This window comes from Croceitalea sp. P059, from assembly GCF_031846365.1.
GTDB classification, from domain to species: domain Bacteria; phylum Bacteroidota; class Bacteroidia; order Flavobacteriales; family Flavobacteriaceae; genus Croceitalea; species Croceitalea vernalis.
Genome location: NZ_JAVRHW010000006.1, coordinates 24561 through 41964 on the forward strand (window position 1 = coordinate 24561; position 17404 = coordinate 41964).

The 17404-nt window shown below is 34.9% G+C and carries 17 protein-coding genes; 8 read left to right on the forward strand and 9 right to left on the reverse strand.

All coding sequences use genetic code 11. The features are described 5' to 3' along the window. Positions 1 to 9: 9 nt before the first annotated feature. Positions 10 to 396 carry a DUF1573 domain-containing protein gene (locus RM542_RS14245; RefSeq protein ID WP_311386425.1) on the reverse strand — a complete coding sequence of 129 codons (387 nt, stop codon included), beginning with the start codon at positions 394 to 396 and terminating at the stop codon, positions 10 to 12. A 199-nt stretch (positions 397 to 595) separates the two neighbouring features. Between RM542_RS14245 and RM542_RS14250 the strand changes: the two genes are divergently transcribed. Together RM542_RS14250 and RM542_RS14255 are read left to right on the forward strand one after the other, a co-directional pair. Then, the gene (locus tag RM542_RS14250) at positions 596 to 3226 is read left to right on the forward strand and encodes a valine--tRNA ligase (protein ID WP_311386426.1); all 2631 of its coding nucleotides are present in this window, start codon (positions 596 to 598) and stop codon (positions 3224 to 3226) included. Between the two features lie 28 nt (positions 3227 to 3254). Continuing rightward, positions 3255 to 3977 (forward strand): hypothetical protein, encoded by a 723-nt coding sequence (locus tag RM542_RS14255; RefSeq protein ID WP_311386427.1) that lies wholly within the window; start codon positions 3255 to 3257, stop codon positions 3975 to 3977. Positions 3978 to 3986: 9 nt separating this feature from the next. On the opposite strand, the gene RM542_RS14260 is transcribed toward RM542_RS14255, so the two are convergent. Continuing rightward, entirely contained in the window at positions 3987 to 4817 is an 831-nt protein-coding gene (locus RM542_RS14260) for a DMT family transporter (protein ID WP_311386428.1), read from the reverse strand. A gap of 122 nt (positions 4818 to 4939) precedes the next feature. Here RM542_RS14260 and RM542_RS14265 point away from each other — a divergent pair, with 122 nt between their 5' ends. Genes RM542_RS14265 through RM542_RS14285 form a run of 5 tightly spaced genes read left to right on the forward strand, consistent with a single transcriptional unit; the run spans position 4940 to position 11439 of the window. Then, on the forward strand, positions 4940 to 5452 hold the full coding sequence (locus tag RM542_RS14265; RefSeq protein WP_311386429.1) for a hypothetical protein: 513 nt from the start codon (positions 4940 to 4942) through the stop codon (positions 5450 to 5452). A 60-nt stretch (positions 5453 to 5512) separates the two neighbouring features. Continuing rightward, positions 5513 to 6397, forward strand: a complete 885-nt coding sequence (locus RM542_RS14270) for a dienelactone hydrolase family protein (protein ID WP_311386430.1) — start codon at positions 5513 to 5515, stop codon at positions 6395 to 6397. A gap of 55 nt (positions 6398 to 6452) precedes the next feature. After that, complete coding sequence (locus RM542_RS14275; protein WP_311386431.1) at positions 6453 to 8741, forward strand: FdhF/YdeP family oxidoreductase; 2289 nt, start codon at positions 6453 to 6455, stop codon at positions 8739 to 8741. A 30-nt stretch (positions 8742 to 8771) separates the two neighbouring features. Continuing rightward, positions 8772 to 10160, forward strand: coding sequence for a Gfo/Idh/MocA family oxidoreductase (locus RM542_RS14280; RefSeq protein ID WP_311386432.1), 1389 nt, complete (start codon positions 8772 to 8774; stop codon positions 10158 to 10160). Positions 10161 to 10170: 10 nt separating this feature from the next. After that, on the forward strand, positions 10171 to 11439 hold the full coding sequence (locus RM542_RS14285; RefSeq protein ID WP_311386433.1) for a sterol desaturase family protein: 1269 nt from the start codon (positions 10171 to 10173) through the stop codon (positions 11437 to 11439). On the opposite strand, the gene RM542_RS14290 is transcribed toward RM542_RS14285, so the two are convergent. The 6 genes from RM542_RS14290 to rsfS are packed head-to-tail and all read right to left on the reverse strand — an operon-like array spanning position 11432 to position 16187. Beyond that, on the reverse strand, positions 11432 to 11698 hold the full coding sequence (locus tag RM542_RS14290) for an acyl-CoA-binding protein (protein ID WP_311386434.1): 267 nt from the start codon (positions 11696 to 11698) through the stop codon (positions 11432 to 11434). The genes RM542_RS14285 and RM542_RS14290 overlap by 8 nt on opposite strands. Continuing rightward, positions 11691 to 12356, reverse strand: a complete 666-nt coding sequence (locus tag RM542_RS14295) for a phosphatidylserine decarboxylase family protein (RefSeq protein ID WP_311386435.1) — start codon at positions 12354 to 12356, stop codon at positions 11691 to 11693. The genes RM542_RS14290 and RM542_RS14295 overlap by 8 nt, the downstream gene beginning before the upstream one ends. Further along, positions 12346 to 13149, reverse strand: coding sequence for a phosphatidate cytidylyltransferase (locus tag RM542_RS14300; protein WP_311386436.1), 804 nt, complete (start codon positions 13147 to 13149; stop codon positions 12346 to 12348). The genes RM542_RS14295 and RM542_RS14300 overlap by 11 nt, the downstream gene beginning before the upstream one ends. 10 nt (positions 13150 to 13159) lie before the next feature. Continuing rightward, complete coding sequence (locus tag RM542_RS14305) at positions 13160 to 13768, reverse strand: LUD domain-containing protein (protein WP_311386437.1); 609 nt, start codon at positions 13766 to 13768, stop codon at positions 13160 to 13162. A 55-nt stretch (positions 13769 to 13823) separates the two neighbouring features. Beyond that, positions 13824 to 15806 (reverse strand): ATP-dependent zinc metalloprotease FtsH, encoded by a 1983-nt coding sequence (gene ftsH / locus RM542_RS14310; protein ID WP_311386438.1) that lies wholly within the window; start codon positions 15804 to 15806, stop codon positions 13824 to 13826. Positions 15807 to 15809: 3 nt separating this feature from the next. Next, positions 15810 to 16187, reverse strand: a complete 378-nt coding sequence (gene rsfS / locus RM542_RS14315) for a ribosome silencing factor (RefSeq protein ID WP_311386439.1) — start codon at positions 16185 to 16187, stop codon at positions 15810 to 15812. 93 nt (positions 16188 to 16280) lie between these two features. Here rsfS and RM542_RS14320 point away from each other — a divergent pair, with 93 nt between their 5' ends. After that, positions 16281 to 17012, forward strand: coding sequence for a biotin--[acetyl-CoA-carboxylase] ligase (locus tag RM542_RS14320; RefSeq protein ID WP_311386440.1), 732 nt, complete (start codon positions 16281 to 16283; stop codon positions 17010 to 17012). Here the strand turns inward: RM542_RS14320 and RM542_RS14325 are convergent. Continuing rightward, positions 17009 to 17404 carry an SRPBCC family protein gene (locus RM542_RS14325; protein ID WP_311386493.1) on the reverse strand — a complete coding sequence of 132 codons (396 nt, stop codon included), beginning with the start codon at positions 17402 to 17404 and terminating at the stop codon, positions 17009 to 17011. The two genes, RM542_RS14320 and RM542_RS14325, sit on opposite strands and share 4 nt — an antisense overlap.

The window sequence follows — 17404 nt, forward strand, 5'->3', positions numbered from 1 at the left end:
GTGAAAAATTTATTTTGCTCCTTCACTTTTGACAGTTCCTTTTATCTTAAGAACTTTAGTTGGAGTATCTGCATTTGAACTAACGGTAATAGCCTTTCTGATTGGGCCAACACGTTTAGTGTCATATTTTACTTGAATCTCTCCAGTTTCTCCAGGTAAAATTGGTGCATCTGGTTTTTTAGGGATTGTGCATCCACAGCTAGACTTTACATCGCTGATAACTAATGGAGCATCACCCGTGTTCGTGAATTCGAAAATTCGAACACCATCACTACCTTTTTCAATTTCACCGTAGTCTACAGTCTCAGATTTAAATTCAATTTTAGCAACTTGGTCTTGTGCTTGCACGCTAACAGCTAATAGACCAACAAATAATAAAAGTATTATTTTCTTCATTTTTTTTAGTTTTGAGGAATTTCAAAAGTAGTTGATTTCAACCTACATCCAAAATTCTTTTGTCTTCTAATAACGTTACTTATTTTTGTTTCGTATTTAAAGGATTGGCCAATCGCCAATGAATAGCGTAAAATTAACATAACGCCATTCCTTTGCGATTCTACAATCCACCTTACTTTTGCAAAAACTATACCGAAAAATGGATATTCCATCAAAATACGATTCTACTAAAGTCGAACAGCATTGGTACGATTACTGGATGCAACACGACTATTTCTCTTCAAAACCAGATGATAGAGAGCCTTATACCATTGTAATACCTCCACCTAATGTTACAGGAGTTTTACATATGGGGCATATGCTCAATAATACTATTCAAGATGTTTTGATACGAAAAGCACGTTTAGAAGGCAAAAATGCTTGCTGGGTACCAGGTATGGACCATGCTTCCATAGCTACTGAAGCAAAAGTGGTAGCCAAACTTAAAGAACAAGGTATTGATAAGGCTGATTTATCTCGTGAAGAGTTTTTAAAGCATGCATGGGATTGGACCGATGAATATGGTGGGGTAATACTACAACAACTTAAAAAATTAGGAGCTTCTTGCGACTGGAGTCGTACAAAGTTTACCTTGGATGACGATATGTCAGCATCTGTTATCAAAGTTTTTGTTGATTTATACCAAAAAGGATTGATTTACAGAGGATACCGAATGGTAAATTGGGATCCTGAAGCTAAAACAACCCTTTCTGATGAAGAGGTTAATTATGAAGAGAAACAGGGACTTTTATATTATTTATCGTATGAAATAGAAAATTCTGACGAAAAAGTAACAATTGCTACAACTAGGCCAGAAACTATTTTAGGCGATACTGCAATTTGTATTAATCCAAATGATGAAAGATATGTTCATTTGAGAGGCAAAAAGGCCATAGTGCCTATTTGCGGACGGGTTATTCCAATAATTGAAGATGAATATGTTGATATTGAATTTGGTACTGGATGTTTAAAAGTAACCCCTGCCCATGATGAAAACGATAAAAATCTTGGTGAAAAGCATCAATTAGAAGTAATTGATATTTTTAATGAAGATGCTTCTTTAAATTCCTTCGGTTTACATTATGAAGGTAAAGATCGTTTCGTTGTTCGAAAAGAAATTTCAAAAGAGTTGGAAGAAAAAGGGTTTTTAATCAAAACGGAACAGCATACCAATAAAATTGGTACTTCAGAACGCACAAAGGCCGTTATTGAACCAAGACTTTCAGATCAGTGGTTTTTAAAAATGGAAGACTTGGCCAAACCAGCTATTGACGCTGTTTTAAAGAATGGTGAAGTTAAGTTGTTTCCAAAGAAATTTGAGAGTACTTATCGTCATTGGATGGAAAATATTCGCGATTGGAATATTTCACGGCAATTATGGTGGGGACAGCAAATTCCGGCTTATTACTATGGTGATGGAAAAGACGATTTTGTTGTTGCCGAAAATCCTGAAAAAGCCCTAGAGCTAGCAAGAGAACGCTTAAATAACGCACAACTAACAACTGACGACTTAAAACAAGATAATGACGTTCTAGATACTTGGTTTTCTTCATGGTTATGGCCTATTAGTGTTTTTGGTGGTATTCTTGAACCCGAAAATGAAGAGGTAAATTATTACTACCCTACTAATGATTTAGTAACCGGTCCAGATATTCTATTCTTTTGGGTAGCTAGAATGATTGTTGCTGGTTATGAATTTAGAAATGAACGCCCATATGAAAATGTGTATTTGACAGGATTGGTTCGCGATAAACAGCGTAGAAAAATGTCAAAATCACTAGGTAATTCACCTGATGCCTTAAAACTAATTGAAGAATTTGGTGCAGATGGAGTGCGGGTTGGACTATTATTAAGTTCAGCTGCTGGTAACGATTTAATGTTTGATGAAGCTTTATGTCAACAAGGGAAAAACTTTGCTAATAAAATATGGAATGCCTTTAGATTAGTTAAAGGTTGGGATGTAGCAGACATAGAACAACCTAAGGCTGCGAAAATAGGGATTGAGTGGTACACGGCTAAATTCAATCAAACTTTAACTGAAATAGAAGATCATTATAGCAAATATCGAATTTCAGATGCTTTAATGGCTATTTATAAATTGGTTTGGGATGATTTCTGTTCATGGTTCTTAGAGATTGTAAAGCCTGAATATCAAAAGCCAATTGATAACAAGACTTTAGCTGCGGTTATTGATTTGTTTGAGGCTAATTTAAAATTGCTTCACCCTTTTATGCCTTTTTTAAGTGAAGAAGTTTGGCAGCATATGGCAGAACGAACACCAGAAGAAGCTCTTTGTATTGCTGATTGGCCTAAAGTTGGCTCAAATGACAAGAATTTGATCAGTGATTTTGAATTTGCAGCGGAAATAATTTCAGGAGTTCGAAATATTAGAAAAGAAAAAAATATCCCTAACAAAGAAGTTTTAGAGCTATTGGAGTTAAATACTGAAAGTTTAAACTCTAAGATGGATGCCATTATCATTAAATTGGGCAATCTTTCTACGATTGAATCGGTAAAGGATGCAGTTGATGGTGCTTTGAGCTTTAGGGTTAAGAGCAATGAATATTTCATACCAATTGCTGGAGCCATTGATGTTGAAGCTGAAATTCAAAAAATAAATGAAGAATTAAAGTATACGAAGGGCTTTTTACAATCGGTACAAAAGAAACTTTCTAATGAGCGTTTTGTGAATAATGCACCGCCACAAGTAGTCGATATTGAACGTAAAAAGGTTACAGATGCAGAGGCAAAGATTGAAACCTTGGAAAAAAGTTTGGCGAGTTTATCTTGATAAAAGTCAAAGAAATTATCACGTTATTATGAAAGAATTAAAAAACATATTTTCATCTACTATTTTGGTTTTTATGATTTCTTTTCATTCCGGTTTTACCCAAGATAAAATGAATAACAAAGTAGGAGTTTCTTATTCTAAATCCTACATTGATAAAGAGTTTGCTGATGATAAAGTATATGAAAAGCTAACGGGTGAAAAACTAACAAGGTCACAAGTTAATAAGCTCCTTAAGGAAAACCCAAGATTGGTTTTAGAAAAGGTATTTGATGAAGAAGGAAGAGTTGTTAAATATCTTTACGACGAAACTATTCAAGGTCTGGGTCCTCAAAATAGGATAGAACCTGAAGGAAACTTCGGTAAATTTAAGTTTACCAGTATTGATGACGAGAAGATAAGTTCTGAAGATTTATTAGGTACACTTGTGTTGATTAGGTTTGCCGTTTTTCCAGAAATGTTCCATCATAAAGCAAATGAAATAAAAGCGCTGGATGAGATAATTAATTCATCTCCAAATAAAGGAAATATAAGGGCTTTTATACTTTTTAACGGTAGTAAGCAAGAAATCAAAGCGGTTTTTGATTATAAGGAATCCAATTTTGTTCCCGTAGCTAATGCTATGAACTTTATGCAAAAGTTTGGAATCAAAAGATTTCCTAAAACTTTAGTGATTGATGAGAAAGGGATATTGATAGAAAAATTTTCTTATTCTGAAGATATCAATTTAGACCGTTATTTTGAAAAGGATTAGGTATTTGAATCAGCCCTTCTTAATAAAATTATTAGCGATTAGAGCTCCGACAATTAAGAAAAGGCCTATAAAACTCCAAAGCGTATAAGTGTCGCCAAACCAGAATACACCAATGCAAATAGTAAAAATAACTTCTGTATATTTAATGGGAGCAACCCTACTGGTTTCAGCCATTTGAAAGGCTTTAGTCATAAAAACTTGTCCAAAATAGCCAAATACCCCAAGACTAGCCAATAGGGCCCAGTCCAAACCTTTGGGTTGGATCCAGTTAAATAGGCACATGATGCCTCCAACAATGGTAGAAAAGAACATAAAATAGTTTACAACTACAACGGGATGATCTGCTTTTCCAATTTTTCTAATCAAAATATAAACTATCCCAGTAAAGACTGATGCTGTAATGACCAATAGCATTCCAATATTGCTCATTTCACTATCGAATCCTTTCAAAATTAGTACTCCGGTAAATGCAATAAGAAAAAAGAAATATTGAACTGTTTTGAGCTTTTCTTTAAGCAGAATAACTGCGAAAATTGCAGCAAAAATTGGAGCGACATACCGAAGTGAAACTGCTGTGCCTACCGATAGGTATTTAAAAGAGAAGAAAAATAAACTCATTGAAATTAGCCCCGCTATTGCGCGCAGTGACAATAATTTTCGTTGGTTTCCTAAGACATTTATTTGATTAGATAAAAGATAAGTGGTTGCAAAAATAAATGAGGTGATTGACCTAAAAAAAACTAATTGAAAACCTGGAATATGATCTAAGTACTTTATAAAAGCATTCATCAACGAAAATGATGCCGTACTAATGAGCATAAAAAGAAGTGCTTTCTTCACAGGAAAATTTCAATGAACAAAGCTACATCAAATTTTAACGATTTATTTAAACACTTTTCTACGAAAAACTAGGACAAAAAAATGAAAATACTTTTCTTTGTTTAAAATTAGTCTAAATAAAAATGAATAATAGAAAAGTATCAAATAAGGCACGAGTTTATCACAGGTATTTAGGCTTTTTTTTAGCCGGTATTATGGGTGTTTATGCATTTAGTGGTGTTGTCTTAATATTTCGAAATACCGATTTTCTAAAAGTCGAAGTAATCAACGAAAAGAAAGTTGAGGCAGGTTTAGACGCGGAGCGATTAGGTAAAGAAGTTAAAATAAAGAACCTCATTTTTACTTCTGTAGAGGGTGATGTTGTTAATTTTGAACAAGGTGTTTATAATATAAAAACAGGAGAGGTAAAATACTTTTCAAAAAAACTGCCCTATGTTCTTGACAAAATGACCCATATGCATAAAGCGACTTCTTCCGATCCTTTATATATTCTTAATATTTTCTTTGGAGTGTCTTTATTATTCTTTGTATTGTCTGCCTTTTGGATGTTTTTGCCAAACACTACAATCTTTAAAAAAGGATTATATTTCACCGCTGGAGGTATCTTACTAACTCTTATAATGCTTTTTGTTTAATTGATATTATCGGGTCACTCTTTTTCGTAAATTTAGAAGGAATAGAAAATCCGACTAAAGATGAAAGAGTTAAAAAAAGAAGATATTCCTCAAGAGGTATTTGACCTTTATGACGATTATGCGCACAATAAAATACAGAGAAGAGAATTTATTGAGAAATTATCACTTTACACGATAGGTGGACTAACATTACCGAGTTTATTGAGTTTTATGATGCCAAACTATACTGATACTATGTTGGTGGACCTTCAAGACCCTAATTTGATAAGTGATTTCGTTACTTATAATTCTGAAAAAGGCGGTGGAGAAATAAAAGCATTACTGTCTAAACCAGCAAAGTTTGAAGGTAAATTAGGAGGGATCGTTGTTGTTCATGAAAATCGAGGTTTGAACCCATATATTGAGGATACAGCACGAATGGGTGCTCTTGAGGGTTTTATAACAATTGCACCAGATGCATTGTCTCCATTAGGGGGGTATCCTGGTAATGATGATGAAGGGAGAACCATGCAGCGAACACGTGATCGTAATGAAATGTTAGAAGATTTTATTGCTGCTTTTGAATATTTAAAGAATCATCCAGATTGTAACGGTAGAATAGGTGTTGTTGGTTTTTGTTTTGGCGGATGGATATCAAATATGATGGCTGTAAAAGTTCCTGATTTAGCGGCTTCGGTTCCTTTTTATGGAGGGCAACCCAAAGAAAATGTTGATAAAATTAATGCGCCTTTAATGTTGCAATTTGCAGGATTGGATAAAAGAGTCAATGCTGGGTGGCCAGCTTTTGAAGAATTACTTAAAGCAGAAGGAAAGCAATACCAAGCATTTGTTTACCCTGATGTAAATCACGGTTTTCATAATACAACTACTGCAAGGTATCATAAACAATCTGCTGAATTGGCTTGGAAACGCACTATTGAATTCTTTACTGAAAATTTAACCTAGTCTTTCGTATTTATATAATTATTAAACCACGATTAGTATTTAGATGGGGAAAAGCGTGAAACGCCAAGTTTCTATTACCGGTGATATTCAGTTTGCAGATTTAAAGGTCAGTGAACCCGCAGCATATGCAGCTGGTGCAACAGCAATTAAAAAAACTTTAGAGCATTTAAATAAAGAGACTGGGCTATTTAAATCACTCTCCACCTTAAGTGCTATGAATCAGAAAGATGGTTTTGATTGCCCTGGTTGTGCCTGGCCTGATCCTGAAGATCCCTCAAAACTTGGCGAGTATTGCGAGAATGGTGCAAAAGCTATCGCTGAAGAAACAGCTCCAGAACGGGCAGATAAAGTGTTTTTTGAACAGTACTCAGTCGAAGAGATTTCTCGTTGGACCGATATGGTTATTGGTAAAAGTGGACGATTGACAGAGCCAATGATATTAAAACCTGAAGCAACTTATTATGAACCTATAACTTGGAATGACGCTTTTGGATTGATTGCGGAACACCTGCATCAATTAAGTTCACCTGATGAGGCCATATTCTATACCTCTGGTCGTTCAAGTAACGAAGCCGCATTTTTATACGGGCTTTTCGCAAGGGCTTTCGGAACTAATAACATGCCTGATTGTTCAAATATGTGTCATGAATCTAGTGGTGTAGCTTTGAGTGAAACTTTAGGCATAGGTAAGGGCTCAGTGACTTTAGATGATTTGCATGAGGCGGAAGTGGTTATGGTTATTGGTCAAAACCCAGGTACCAATCACCCTCGAATGCTTTCCGCTTTAGAAAAATGTAAAAATAATGGAGGAAGTATTATTACAATAAACCCTCTTGAAGAAGCAGGATTGGTTCGCTTTAAGAACCCGCAAAAAATTAAAGGAGTAATAGGTTCTGGGACTAAACTAACTGATATATTTTTACAAGTTAAAATCAATGAAGATGTTGCATTATTGAAATTAATAATGATGCGTTTATTGACTATTGAGCGTAGTGGTGCCCAGGTTTTTGACAAAGAATTTATTCAAAATAAAACTTCAGGTTATCAAGAATTAATTCTAGATTTAGATAAATATCAGGAAGAAGAACTTCTTGAAAGGTGCGGCGTAGCATCCAATGAAATTGATAAAGCTGTCTCTCTTTTGGCCTCTAAAAAGCGAATTATTATTTGCTGGGCAATGGGTTTGACCCAACACAAAAATGGTGTGGCTAATATCAAAGAGTGTGTTAATCTCTTACTTTTAAAAGGTAGCATTGGCAAAAAGGGTTCAGGTACTTGTCCCGTTCGTGGACATAGTAATGTTCAAGGTGATAGAAGTGTCGGAATTATGCATCACGTTTCAAAACCTTTGAATAAAGCAATAAAGAAGGTGTTTGGTTTTGAAGCTCCAGAAAAGGAAGGTCTGGACACAGTTCATTGTATTAAGGCAATGTATGAAGGAAAAGCAAAAGTATTTGTTGCCCTCGGAGGTAATTTTGTTTCAGCTGCTTCCGATACAAATTACACAGCTAAAGCGTTACAGAATTGCGACTTAACTGTTTCAATTGCTACCAAGCTAAATAGAGGGCATTTGATTACGGGCAAGACTGCACTTATTTTGCCAACCTTAGGCAGAACAGAGAAAGATACCGTACAAGGAAAACAACGTTCAGTTACGGTTGAAAATAGTATGGGTAAAGTGCATCAAAGTAAAGGTGCTCGCGATCCTATCAGTAATGCTTTAAGGAGTGAGCCTAGTATAGTTGCTCAAATGGCTGAAGTTTATTTCAAGTGTGAAAGTTCAATTGATTGGTTAGCCTTAGGTGAGGATTATGAATTAATAAGAAAAAAAATATCTGAAGTATATCAAGGTTACGAAGATTACTCCAAGCGCTCAAAAGGTTCGGGTTTTTATCTTCCTAATAATGCTCGAGTTGGTGATTTTTCAAAATTGCCAAACGGGAAGGCTCAATTTTCCGTTAACGCTTTAGCAGAGCATAAATTGAATGAGAATGATTTCATTCTAATGACTATTCGTAGCCATGACCAATTTAATACTACTATTTACGATATGAATGATCGATATCGTGGTATTTATGGTGAAAGAAGGATTGTTTTTATGAATCCGATTGATATGGAAAAAAGAGGACTTAAAACTCAGCAGATTATTGATTTGACCTCTACTTATAAATGCGAAAAACGAAAGGCAGAAAAGTTTAAGGTTGTTCCTTATGCTATCCCGAAAGGTAATTTAGCTGCATATTTTCCTGAAACCAATATTTTAGTACCAATTGATGAATTTGCAAAAAAAAGTAATACACCTATAAGCAAGTCTATCATTGTTCAAATTGAAATTATTGAATGATAGCTATTTAAATTTTATAGAAGCCAGAATATGAAAAATATCGACAGACGTAAATTTTTAAAGAAAACCACACTTTCAGCGGCGGCAGTTTCTGTTGTTCCAAGTTATTTAAGGGCAAATTCAGAACGATCCTTTAATCAAATATATATGGGTGATTTTGCAGCTCCCAAGCTGAAGAACCTAAAGGCTGCTTTTATAGGCGTTGGTGCTAGAGGTGGTTATCATTTAAAGTTTTTGGCTGCCTTGCCAAATACTGAAGTAGTTGCGGTCTGTGATGTGTACGAAGATTTAGTTAAGGAAAAAATAGGTTGGGTTCGAGAAGTTTCTGATGAAAGTCGTCATAAAAATATTGCCCAATATTATGGCGATGAAGATCAATGGAGGAAAATGCTCGAAGAAGTAAAGCCTGATGTCGTTTTTATTGCCACTAATTGGAAAAACCATGCTCCGATGGCTATTGAAAGTATGAAAATGGGGGCACATGCTATGGTTGAAGTGCCAATTGCGGTCACATTGCAAGAAATGTGGGATATTGTTGATACTAGTGAAAGCACTCGAAAGCATTGTATGATGCTTGAAAATGTTAATTATAGTCGGGATGAGCTTATGTTTTTAAACATGTGTCGACAAGGTGTAATCGGTGAAATTTTACATGGCGAAGCCGCTTACATCCATGAACTTCGTTGGCAGATGGATGAGCAGGAGAGAGGCACTGGCTCATGGCGAACTTATCATTATGCAAAACGTAATGGTAATTTATATCCTACTCATGGATTGGGTCCAGTCGCGCAGTATATGAACTTAGGAAGGGGAGAAGATACTTTGAGTAGTTTAGTATCATTTTCAACCCCCTCAAGAGGCAGGGCTTCTTATGCCGAAAAAAACTATCCAGAAAATCATAAATGGAATCAACTTGATTTTCAAGGTGGAGATTTGAATACTTCAATACTTAAAACGCAACTTGGTAAAACTATAATGGTACAATGGGATGAAACAAGTCCGCGACCATATACGCGTCATAATCTCATACAAGGCACCAAAGGTGCTCTAGCAGGTTTTCCAACACGAGTTGCACTTGAAGGGGGCGTAGAGGGTATCAATGAAAATCATCATTCTTGGGTACAGGGTGAAGCGTTGGACAAGCTATATGAAAAGTATGATCATCCATTATATAAACGCCTAAATGAAGCTGCCAGGGGAAGTGGACATGGAGGAATGGATGGTATTATGGTTTACCGTATTGTAGAATGTTTACAAAAAGGACTGCCTTTAGACCAAAATGTCTACGAAGGATGTTTATGGAGTGCTGTAGCTCCTTTAAGTGAACGTTCGGTAGCAAGTGGAGGTTCATCGCAACCATTCCCTGATTTTACAAGAGGTAATTGGAAAAAAACACAACCCCTCAGTATTATTGAATAAAAATTGATTTATGGAAACTTATGCAAATGCTTTGCTCTACGCTATACCCTTTTTTACAGGTCTTGTTTTAATTGAAATACTATACGGTTATTTTGTAAAAAATCAGAAGCATAATGTGATGGATACTGTGAGTAGTCTTAGTTCAGGGCTCACGAATATTATAAAAGATTCACTGGGTTTGGTTGTAGTTTTGGTGAGTTATCCTTTTTTATTGAAAAGCTTATCATTATTTGAAATGAAAGCCACCTGGTTGGTATGGTTAGTTGCATTTATTTCTATAGATTTTGCTGGGTATTGGAATCATCGCTTAAGTCATCATATTAATATTTTTTGGAATCAACATGTGATTCATCATAGTAGTGAAGAGTTTAACTTGGCATGTGCCCTGCGACAATCTATTTCTAATTTGGTGGGTTATTTTTCAATATTGCTCATTCCCGCGGCAGTTTTAGGAGTACCAACACAGGTCATAGCAATTTTAGCCCCTATTCATTTGTTTGCTCAATTCTGGTATCATACGCAGCATATTGGTAAAATGGGTTGGTTAGAATACATAATTGTAACCCCCTCACAGCATCGAGTACATCATGCAATAAACTCGGAGTATATTGATAAAAACTTAGGTCAGGTACTAAGTATTTGGGATAGAATGTTCGGTACTTTTCAAGAGGAACTCGATGATGTTCCTCCTCAATATGGGGTATTAAAACCAGCATCAACTTGGAATCCTATTTTAATAAATTTTCAACATTTTTGGAGGTTGTTACAAGATGCCTGGAGAGCCAACAATTGGCTTGATAAATTCAGAATTTGGTTTATGCCTACTGGGTGGCGTCCAGAAGATGTTGCTAAAAAATACCCTATTGCTATTATTGAAGATGTTTATAATTTTAAAAAGTACCGGCCTGCTGCCAGTAATAGCCTAAAAGGATACGCTATTTTTCAAATGTTAAGTAGTACGATTTTAATGCTTTTTATGTTTTATAATTATTCAGAAATTGGCTTCAAAGGATTACTGTTGTTTGGAGCTTTTGTTTTCACTGGTATTTACGGTTATAGCGCATTAATGGATAGAAAAAGGCATGCGGTATGGATTGAACTTTTTCGGGGTTTGACCGGAATAGGACTTATTGTTTTTACAAATGATTGGTTTGGCCTTAATAGTTATATCACAATTGGTAGCTTATTAATGATACTCTATTATGTTATAACAATAATAGGTGGTTTCTACTTTACTTTTTTTGAAAAGCCAACTGGATTACTGCAACTGCCTATTTAATAGTTTTAACTTCTGATTGAACTAACTCAATATAGCTAGACATTGCTTCTTGTCTACTAATATTTTGAGCTTGAATAAGTGCATTGGCCTTGAAGGCATTTATTAAAGGAGTTTTACTCCCTGGATTGTTGTAGTTTTTATTAGCAATTTTATAGTAGGCATATAATTTCAATAAAAGATCAGCCGGTAAAGGTTTTGTGAAATCATTTACAAACTTTACCGCTTCTTCAAACTTTATTTCCAAAGTTTTTTCACTCATCTTTTTTACCTAGCATTGCTATACAGGTTTTTGCGCCTGTCACGGTTTGATTTAAAGAGACACAAATTTTACTATCTAAGGGTAAAAATAAATCAACTCTAGACCCAAATTTTATAAAGCCTGCATCTTCGCCTTGCACAACCTGCTCACCTTCTTCTGCATAATTAACAATCCTTCTAGCCAAGGCACCAGCAATTTGACGGTATAAAATTTCGCCAAATTTTGGTGTATGTATTACTACGGTAGTACGTTCGTTTTCTGTACTTGATTTTGGATGCCAAGCTACTAGGTATTTACCAGGATGATATTTAGAAAAAGTGATTGTGCCACTTGCTGCATAACGTGTAACATGTACATTTAAAGGTGACATAAATATTGATACTTGCTTTCTTTTTTCTTTAAAATATTCAGTTTCTTCAACTTCTTCAATAACGACTACTTTACCATCAACTGGAGCTAAAATTTCATCAAAATTTGGTGTTACTAACCGTTTAGGGTTTCTGAAAAATTGAAGAATTAGTACCAAAACTCCTAGGGTGAACAATTGTAGGGTGATACGAAGCCAAGTTAATTCAATGAAATATTGAGTAGCTAAAAGTGCTGCAACAACTAAAAAAAACGTTGTAAGAATAATTTTTTGTCCTTCTTTATGAAACATAAAAAAATAATTTAAGTGTCAAATAAGCAAATGGTGCGGCAAATACCAAACTATCAAGCCTATCCCATATTCCGCCATGGCCTGGAAGTATGGCTCCACTGTCTTTAACTCCGGCAACCCTTTTAAATTTAGACTGTAATAAATCACCCAAGCCGCCTGTCAAAACAATTATAAAGGCAAGTATTAACCATTGACTAGAAGTTATACTGTTTTCATAAAATGAAAGTAGGTAACCTGCCAACATTGCAAAAATAAGTCCTCCTAACGAACCTTCAATAGTTTTTTTTGGTGAAACTGAAGGAAATAATTTTGTTCTGCCGATTGATTTGCCAACCAAGTAAGCAAAACTATCACTTACCCAAATTAATATAAAGATGCCCATAATTAAAAATTTAGCAAACTCACTTTGATTGTAGGGTATCATGGTTAAAAAAATAAACCCACCAGATATATAAAAGATTCCAATCAGATATAGTTCAAGTTTTTTGAATTTTTGCTTCGTTTTAGTGAAAAGATACCCCAATAAGGCAATATCTATAATCAATGTTATAACCAGCAAAATAAGGACAGGAATCTCCGTATGAATAAGATATATGTACGCCCACCATAGGGCTAAATAGGCAATAAAAATATAATACCCTTTAATCTCGACAATGCGTTTAAACTCATAAAGACATCCAAGGCCGAAAGCCATAAAAAGAAAATCAAAAGCATCAGAGTTCAAATAGGCTGTAGAAAGTAATAAGACGACATAAACAATGCCTGTAAGTAGTCTTCTTAAAAGTTCTTTCATTGTTCTAGTTCTAGTAGTCTTCTAGAAGTAAAAGATATACATTTTTTGAAGCACTGCCGTAAGAAAGGAAATCATTTTTGTTTTCTTGAGTTAATTCAAAGTGCTTAAGTGTTGTGATATTGTCCGGAATTTGATGCGGGTATTTTTTCTTTATAATTTTTAAAGCCTCACTTATGGAATCTACCAATTGGCTGGTAGTGGCAAATACGATGAGGTTGGCTGGTAACTCATTTAATTTTCGTTCTTTGATTTGATTTGAACAAACTAAGATTGAACCATTATGTGCAACCAGATGCTCGCAAGTTGTGAAGAAGATATCACTTTCATTTGAATTACTAGTAAAAGCCAGTTTTTCGGTCGAAAAGCGTTCGTTTACTCTTTTGTCTAAAGTATAAAAGAGTTTTGACTGCCAATTGTTTTCTGAAATAATATTTTGAAGCGCGTTCAGAACCTCGGTGAAATCTTCACAATAGATAAACTTACCTCCATTTTTTTTAAAATAAATGGTAAACTTTTCGTCTATGGGTATTTTAAGGTCAGGCAAATGTTCGCCTCGAGTTTCAGCAGTTTCTTTGGAAACTTTTTTTCCACCTCCGAAAAGTTTGTCAAAAACACCCATATAAATTAAAACCTCTTAAGGATTTTGTAACGGCAATTCAATAAGCACCAAAAAACTATTCCTTTTCGCTCTCCTCTTCCTTGGTGGAGCTCGTAGAATCAGAAACTTCTATTTCTTCTTCTTTTTCAAAGGGTCTTTTTCCAAAGATTTTCTCTAAATCATCTTTAAAAATAACCTCTTTTTCAAGGAGTCTTTCAGCCAACGATGTCAATTTATCTTTATTGTCTTGAAGCAAGGCAATTGCCCTTTTATACTGTTCTTCAATGATTTTTGAAATTTCTTCATCTATCTTTTGGGCAGTATCTTCACTGTAAGGTTTAGAAAAGCCATATTCATTTTGACCTGATGAATCGTAGTAGGTGATGTTACCCAGTTCTTCATTAAGCCCGTATATAGTAACCATTGCTCTAGCTTGTTTAGTTACTTTTTCTAAATCACTTAAAGCACCTGTTGAAATTTTATTGAACATTACTTTTTCAGCTGCTCTACCACCCATGGTAGCGCACATTTCATCAAGCATTTGATCAGGTCTAACTATTAAACGTTCTTCAGGTAAATACCAAGCAGCTCCTAAAGATTGACCGCGAGGTACAATAGTAACCTTAACTAGAGGAGCGGCATGCTCTAACATCCAACTTACTGTTGCATGGCCAGCTTCATGATAGGCTATGGTTTCTTTTTCACCTTGAGTGATAATTTTATTTTTCTTTTCAAGACCACCAACTATTCTATCTACAGCATCTAAGAAGTCTTGTTTGTTAACAGCTTTCTTTTCCTTTCTTGCCGCAATTAATGCTGCTTCGTTACAAACATTGGCAATATCAGCACCAGAAAAGCCAGGAGTTTGTTTAGCAAGAAAATCTAAATCTAGTGTTTCAGAGGTTTTTATAGGCCTTAAATGCACTTCAAAAATTTCTTTACGTTCCCTAATATCCGGTAAATCAACGTAAATCTGTCTGTCAAAACGACCAGCACGCATTAATGCTTTATCAAGAACATCAGCACGGTTGGTTGCGGCAAGGACAATAACATTGGTGTTTGTCCCAAAACCATCCATTTCGGTTAATAATTGGTTAAGGGTATTTTCACGTTCATCATTGGAACCGGTGAAATTATTTTTTCCTCTAGCCCGGCCAATTGCATCTATTTCATCAATAAATATTATGGCAGGAGATTTATCTTTTGCTTGTTTAAAAAGGTCACGAACTCTAGAAGCTCCAACACCAACAAACATTTCTACAAAATCAGAGCCAGAAAGTGAAAAGAACGGTACTTTAGCTTCACCAGCTACTGCCTTTGCCAATAGTGTTTTACCCGTACCGGGAGGGCCTACAAGCAAAGCTCCTTTAGGTATTTTACCACCTAACGATGTGTACTTATCGGGGTTCTTTAAAAACTCAACAATTTCTTGAATTTCTTCTTTAGCACCTTCCAGGCCGGCAACATCTTTAAAAGACGTTCTTGTGTCGGTCTTTTCATCAAAAAGTTTTGCCTTGGATTTGCCAATATTAAAAATTTGACCTCCAGCGCCGCCTCCAGCTCCACCTGACATTCTTCTCATTAAGTATATCCAAATACCAATGATTAAGGCGAAAGGTAAGAGCGATAATAGCAAGTCACCAAGTACATTAGATTCCGTATCGAAATCAACAATAGTATCCAGGTTATTATCCTTTTTTATGTTTTTTATTTCGTCTTCAAAATTTTGCAAGTCACCATAATCTAATACATATTGTGGTACAAGACCAGAAGATGGTATAAGAGGTTTCTCTGCTACATTTTTATGCACATCTTTAGTTAATGCCTCGTCAGTCAAAAATACTTTAGCCTGTCTAGCATTGGTAATGATTAAAATCTCCTTAATGTCTCCATTTCTTAAAAATTCTTGTAATTCAGAGGTGGTTGTCTTTTCTGTGCTTGAAAAACTACTACTCCCTAAAAACTGGAAACCTAAAATTAATGCGATAATTACTCCGTAAATCCACCATGAACTAAAACGTGGTTTCTTGGGGGTATTTGAATTGTTTTCTTTTGCCATTATTTAATTATTATAGCTGCTTGCTACCATGGTGACTTTGGCATCTCCCCAAAGACCTTCGATATCGTAAAATTCTCTAATTTGTTTTTGAAATACGTGTACGACGACATTGACATAGTCCATTAAAACCCATTCTGCGTTTTCTGAACCTTCAACATGCCAAGGTTTATCTTTAATTGCCTTGCTTACAGTTTTTTGTATGGAAGATACAATAGCGTTTACGTGAGTGTTAGACGTACCGTTACAAATGATAAAATAGTCACAAACTGTATTTTCTATTTCCCTTAAGTCAAGCAAGTTGATATCAACTCCTTTCACTTCTTCTATCCCTGATAATATTAAGGCAATAAGTTCATCTGCTCCAGCTTTGCTCTCTTGCATTCAAAATTTTTATGTTTCAACAAAGTTATTACTTTTTTGGTTTGTCGCAGTGCGTTTTTAACATTACATTCAATGTCGTTTTAAAGCACTACCATGCATATAATCAAACTTGATGCCACGCCCTCCACAAACCAGTATTTAAAACATATGGTTTTGGAAAGAGAAATGGAGGATTATACAATGGTGACAACAAATAACCAAACTAATGGTCGAGGTCAAATGGGCGCGGGTTGGATAACCCAGGAGGGTAAAAATCTAACCGTCAGTATTTTAAAAAAATTCGAAGCACTTAAAGCTTCTGAGCAAGTGTATTTAAACTGTGCTGTTTCACTTGCACTTTATGATACTTTAATGATGCTGTCAGTACCTGAACTTAAGGTAAAATGGCCGAACGACATTATGTCAGGAAATAAAAAACTTTGCGGAATTTTAATTGAGAATATTTTACAGGGCAATTTTATAAGTAAATCCGTGATAGGTATTGGATTAAATGTAAATCAATTAGACTTTGGTGATTTGAAGAATGCAACTTCAATCCGTTTACTGCTTGGAAAGACTATTAATCTAGATGCACTTACGAATCAAATTGTTATTTGTTTGAAGAATCGCTTGAATATATTGGAAACAAATAGATTTAAAAAGATAAAAAGTACATACGAACAAGTATTGTATAGAAAAGATACACCATCTACTTTTCAAGACAAAAATAGCAACGTTTTTATGGGATTAATTAGAGGGGTCTCAGATGATGGAAAATTAGTGATTCAAAAAGAGGATGAAAAATTATTTGAATTTGCTTTGAAAGAGATTAGGTTACTTAATTAAGTTAATTTATCCATATTCTTTGAAAGCGTCTCCATGAAATTAGTGATTGGATTCTTAATCATCATGGCCATCATGGCATTAAATTGTCCTTCGAAACTTAAACCAACTTCACTTTCAGTATCGCTCATACTGGTAATATCCGCGGTTAAAGTAAATGGTAATTTATCACTAGCTGCTCCTAGAACAATTTTTTTATGAGGTATTTGTTCCTTCAATCGTAAAACAATTTCGGGCATTCCACTTAGGGCAAACTTAAAAGTATTTTCATCTAAAACTTCGAATTTGTCAATGTTTTCAGGCATTAAAACTTTAAAATTTTTAATGTCAATCAAAAAATCAAAAACCTCTTGATCACTTTTTTGTACTTTCTTTTTAGCAACTTCAATATGCAT

Coding starts and splice junctions, on each gene's coding strand:
- RM542_RS14305 (WP_311386437.1), bottom strand. CDS start 13,768: ATGGGTGTTTTTGACAAACTTTTCGGAGGTGGAAAAAAAGTTTCCAAA.
- RM542_RS14295 (WP_311386435.1), bottom strand. CDS start 12,356: ATGTTTCATAAAGAAGGACAAAAAATTATTCTTACAACGTTTTTTTTA.
- RM542_RS14255 (WP_311386427.1), top strand. CDS start 3,255: ATGAAAGAATTAAAAAACATATTTTCATCTACTATTTTGGTTTTTATG.
- RM542_RS14270 (WP_311386430.1), top strand. CDS start 5,513: ATGAAAGAGTTAAAAAAAGAAGATATTCCTCAAGAGGTATTTGACCTT.
- ftsH (WP_311386438.1), bottom strand. CDS start 15,806: ATGGCAAAAGAAAACAATTCAAATACCCCCAAGAAACCACGTTTTAGT.
- RM542_RS14325 (WP_311386493.1), bottom strand. CDS start 17,404: ATGCATATTGAAGTTGCTAAAAAGAAAGTACAAAAAAGTGATCAAGAG.
- RM542_RS14320 (WP_311386440.1), top strand. CDS start 16,281: ATGCATATAATCAAACTTGATGCCACGCCCTCCACAAACCAGTATTTA.
- RM542_RS14265 (WP_311386429.1), top strand. CDS start 4,940: ATGAATAATAGAAAAGTATCAAATAAGGCACGAGTTTATCACAGGTAT.
- RM542_RS14245 (WP_311386425.1), bottom strand. CDS start 396: ATGAAGAAAATAATACTTTTATTATTTGTTGGTCTATTAGCTGTTAGC.
- rsfS (WP_311386439.1), bottom strand. CDS start 16,187: ATGCAAGAGAGCAAAGCTGGAGCAGATGAACTTATTGCCTTAATATTA.
- RM542_RS14290 (WP_311386434.1), bottom strand. CDS start 11,698: ATGAGTGAAAAAACTTTGGAAATAAAGTTTGAAGAAGCGGTAAAGTTT.
- RM542_RS14300 (WP_311386436.1), bottom strand. CDS start 13,149: ATGAAAGAACTTTTAAGAAGACTACTTACAGGCATTGTTTATGTCGTC.
- RM542_RS14280 (WP_311386432.1), top strand. CDS start 8,772: ATGAAAAATATCGACAGACGTAAATTTTTAAAGAAAACCACACTTTCA.
- RM542_RS14250 (WP_311386426.1), top strand. CDS start 596: ATGGATATTCCATCAAAATACGATTCTACTAAAGTCGAACAGCATTGG.
- RM542_RS14285 (WP_311386433.1), top strand. CDS start 10,171: ATGGAAACTTATGCAAATGCTTTGCTCTACGCTATACCCTTTTTTACA.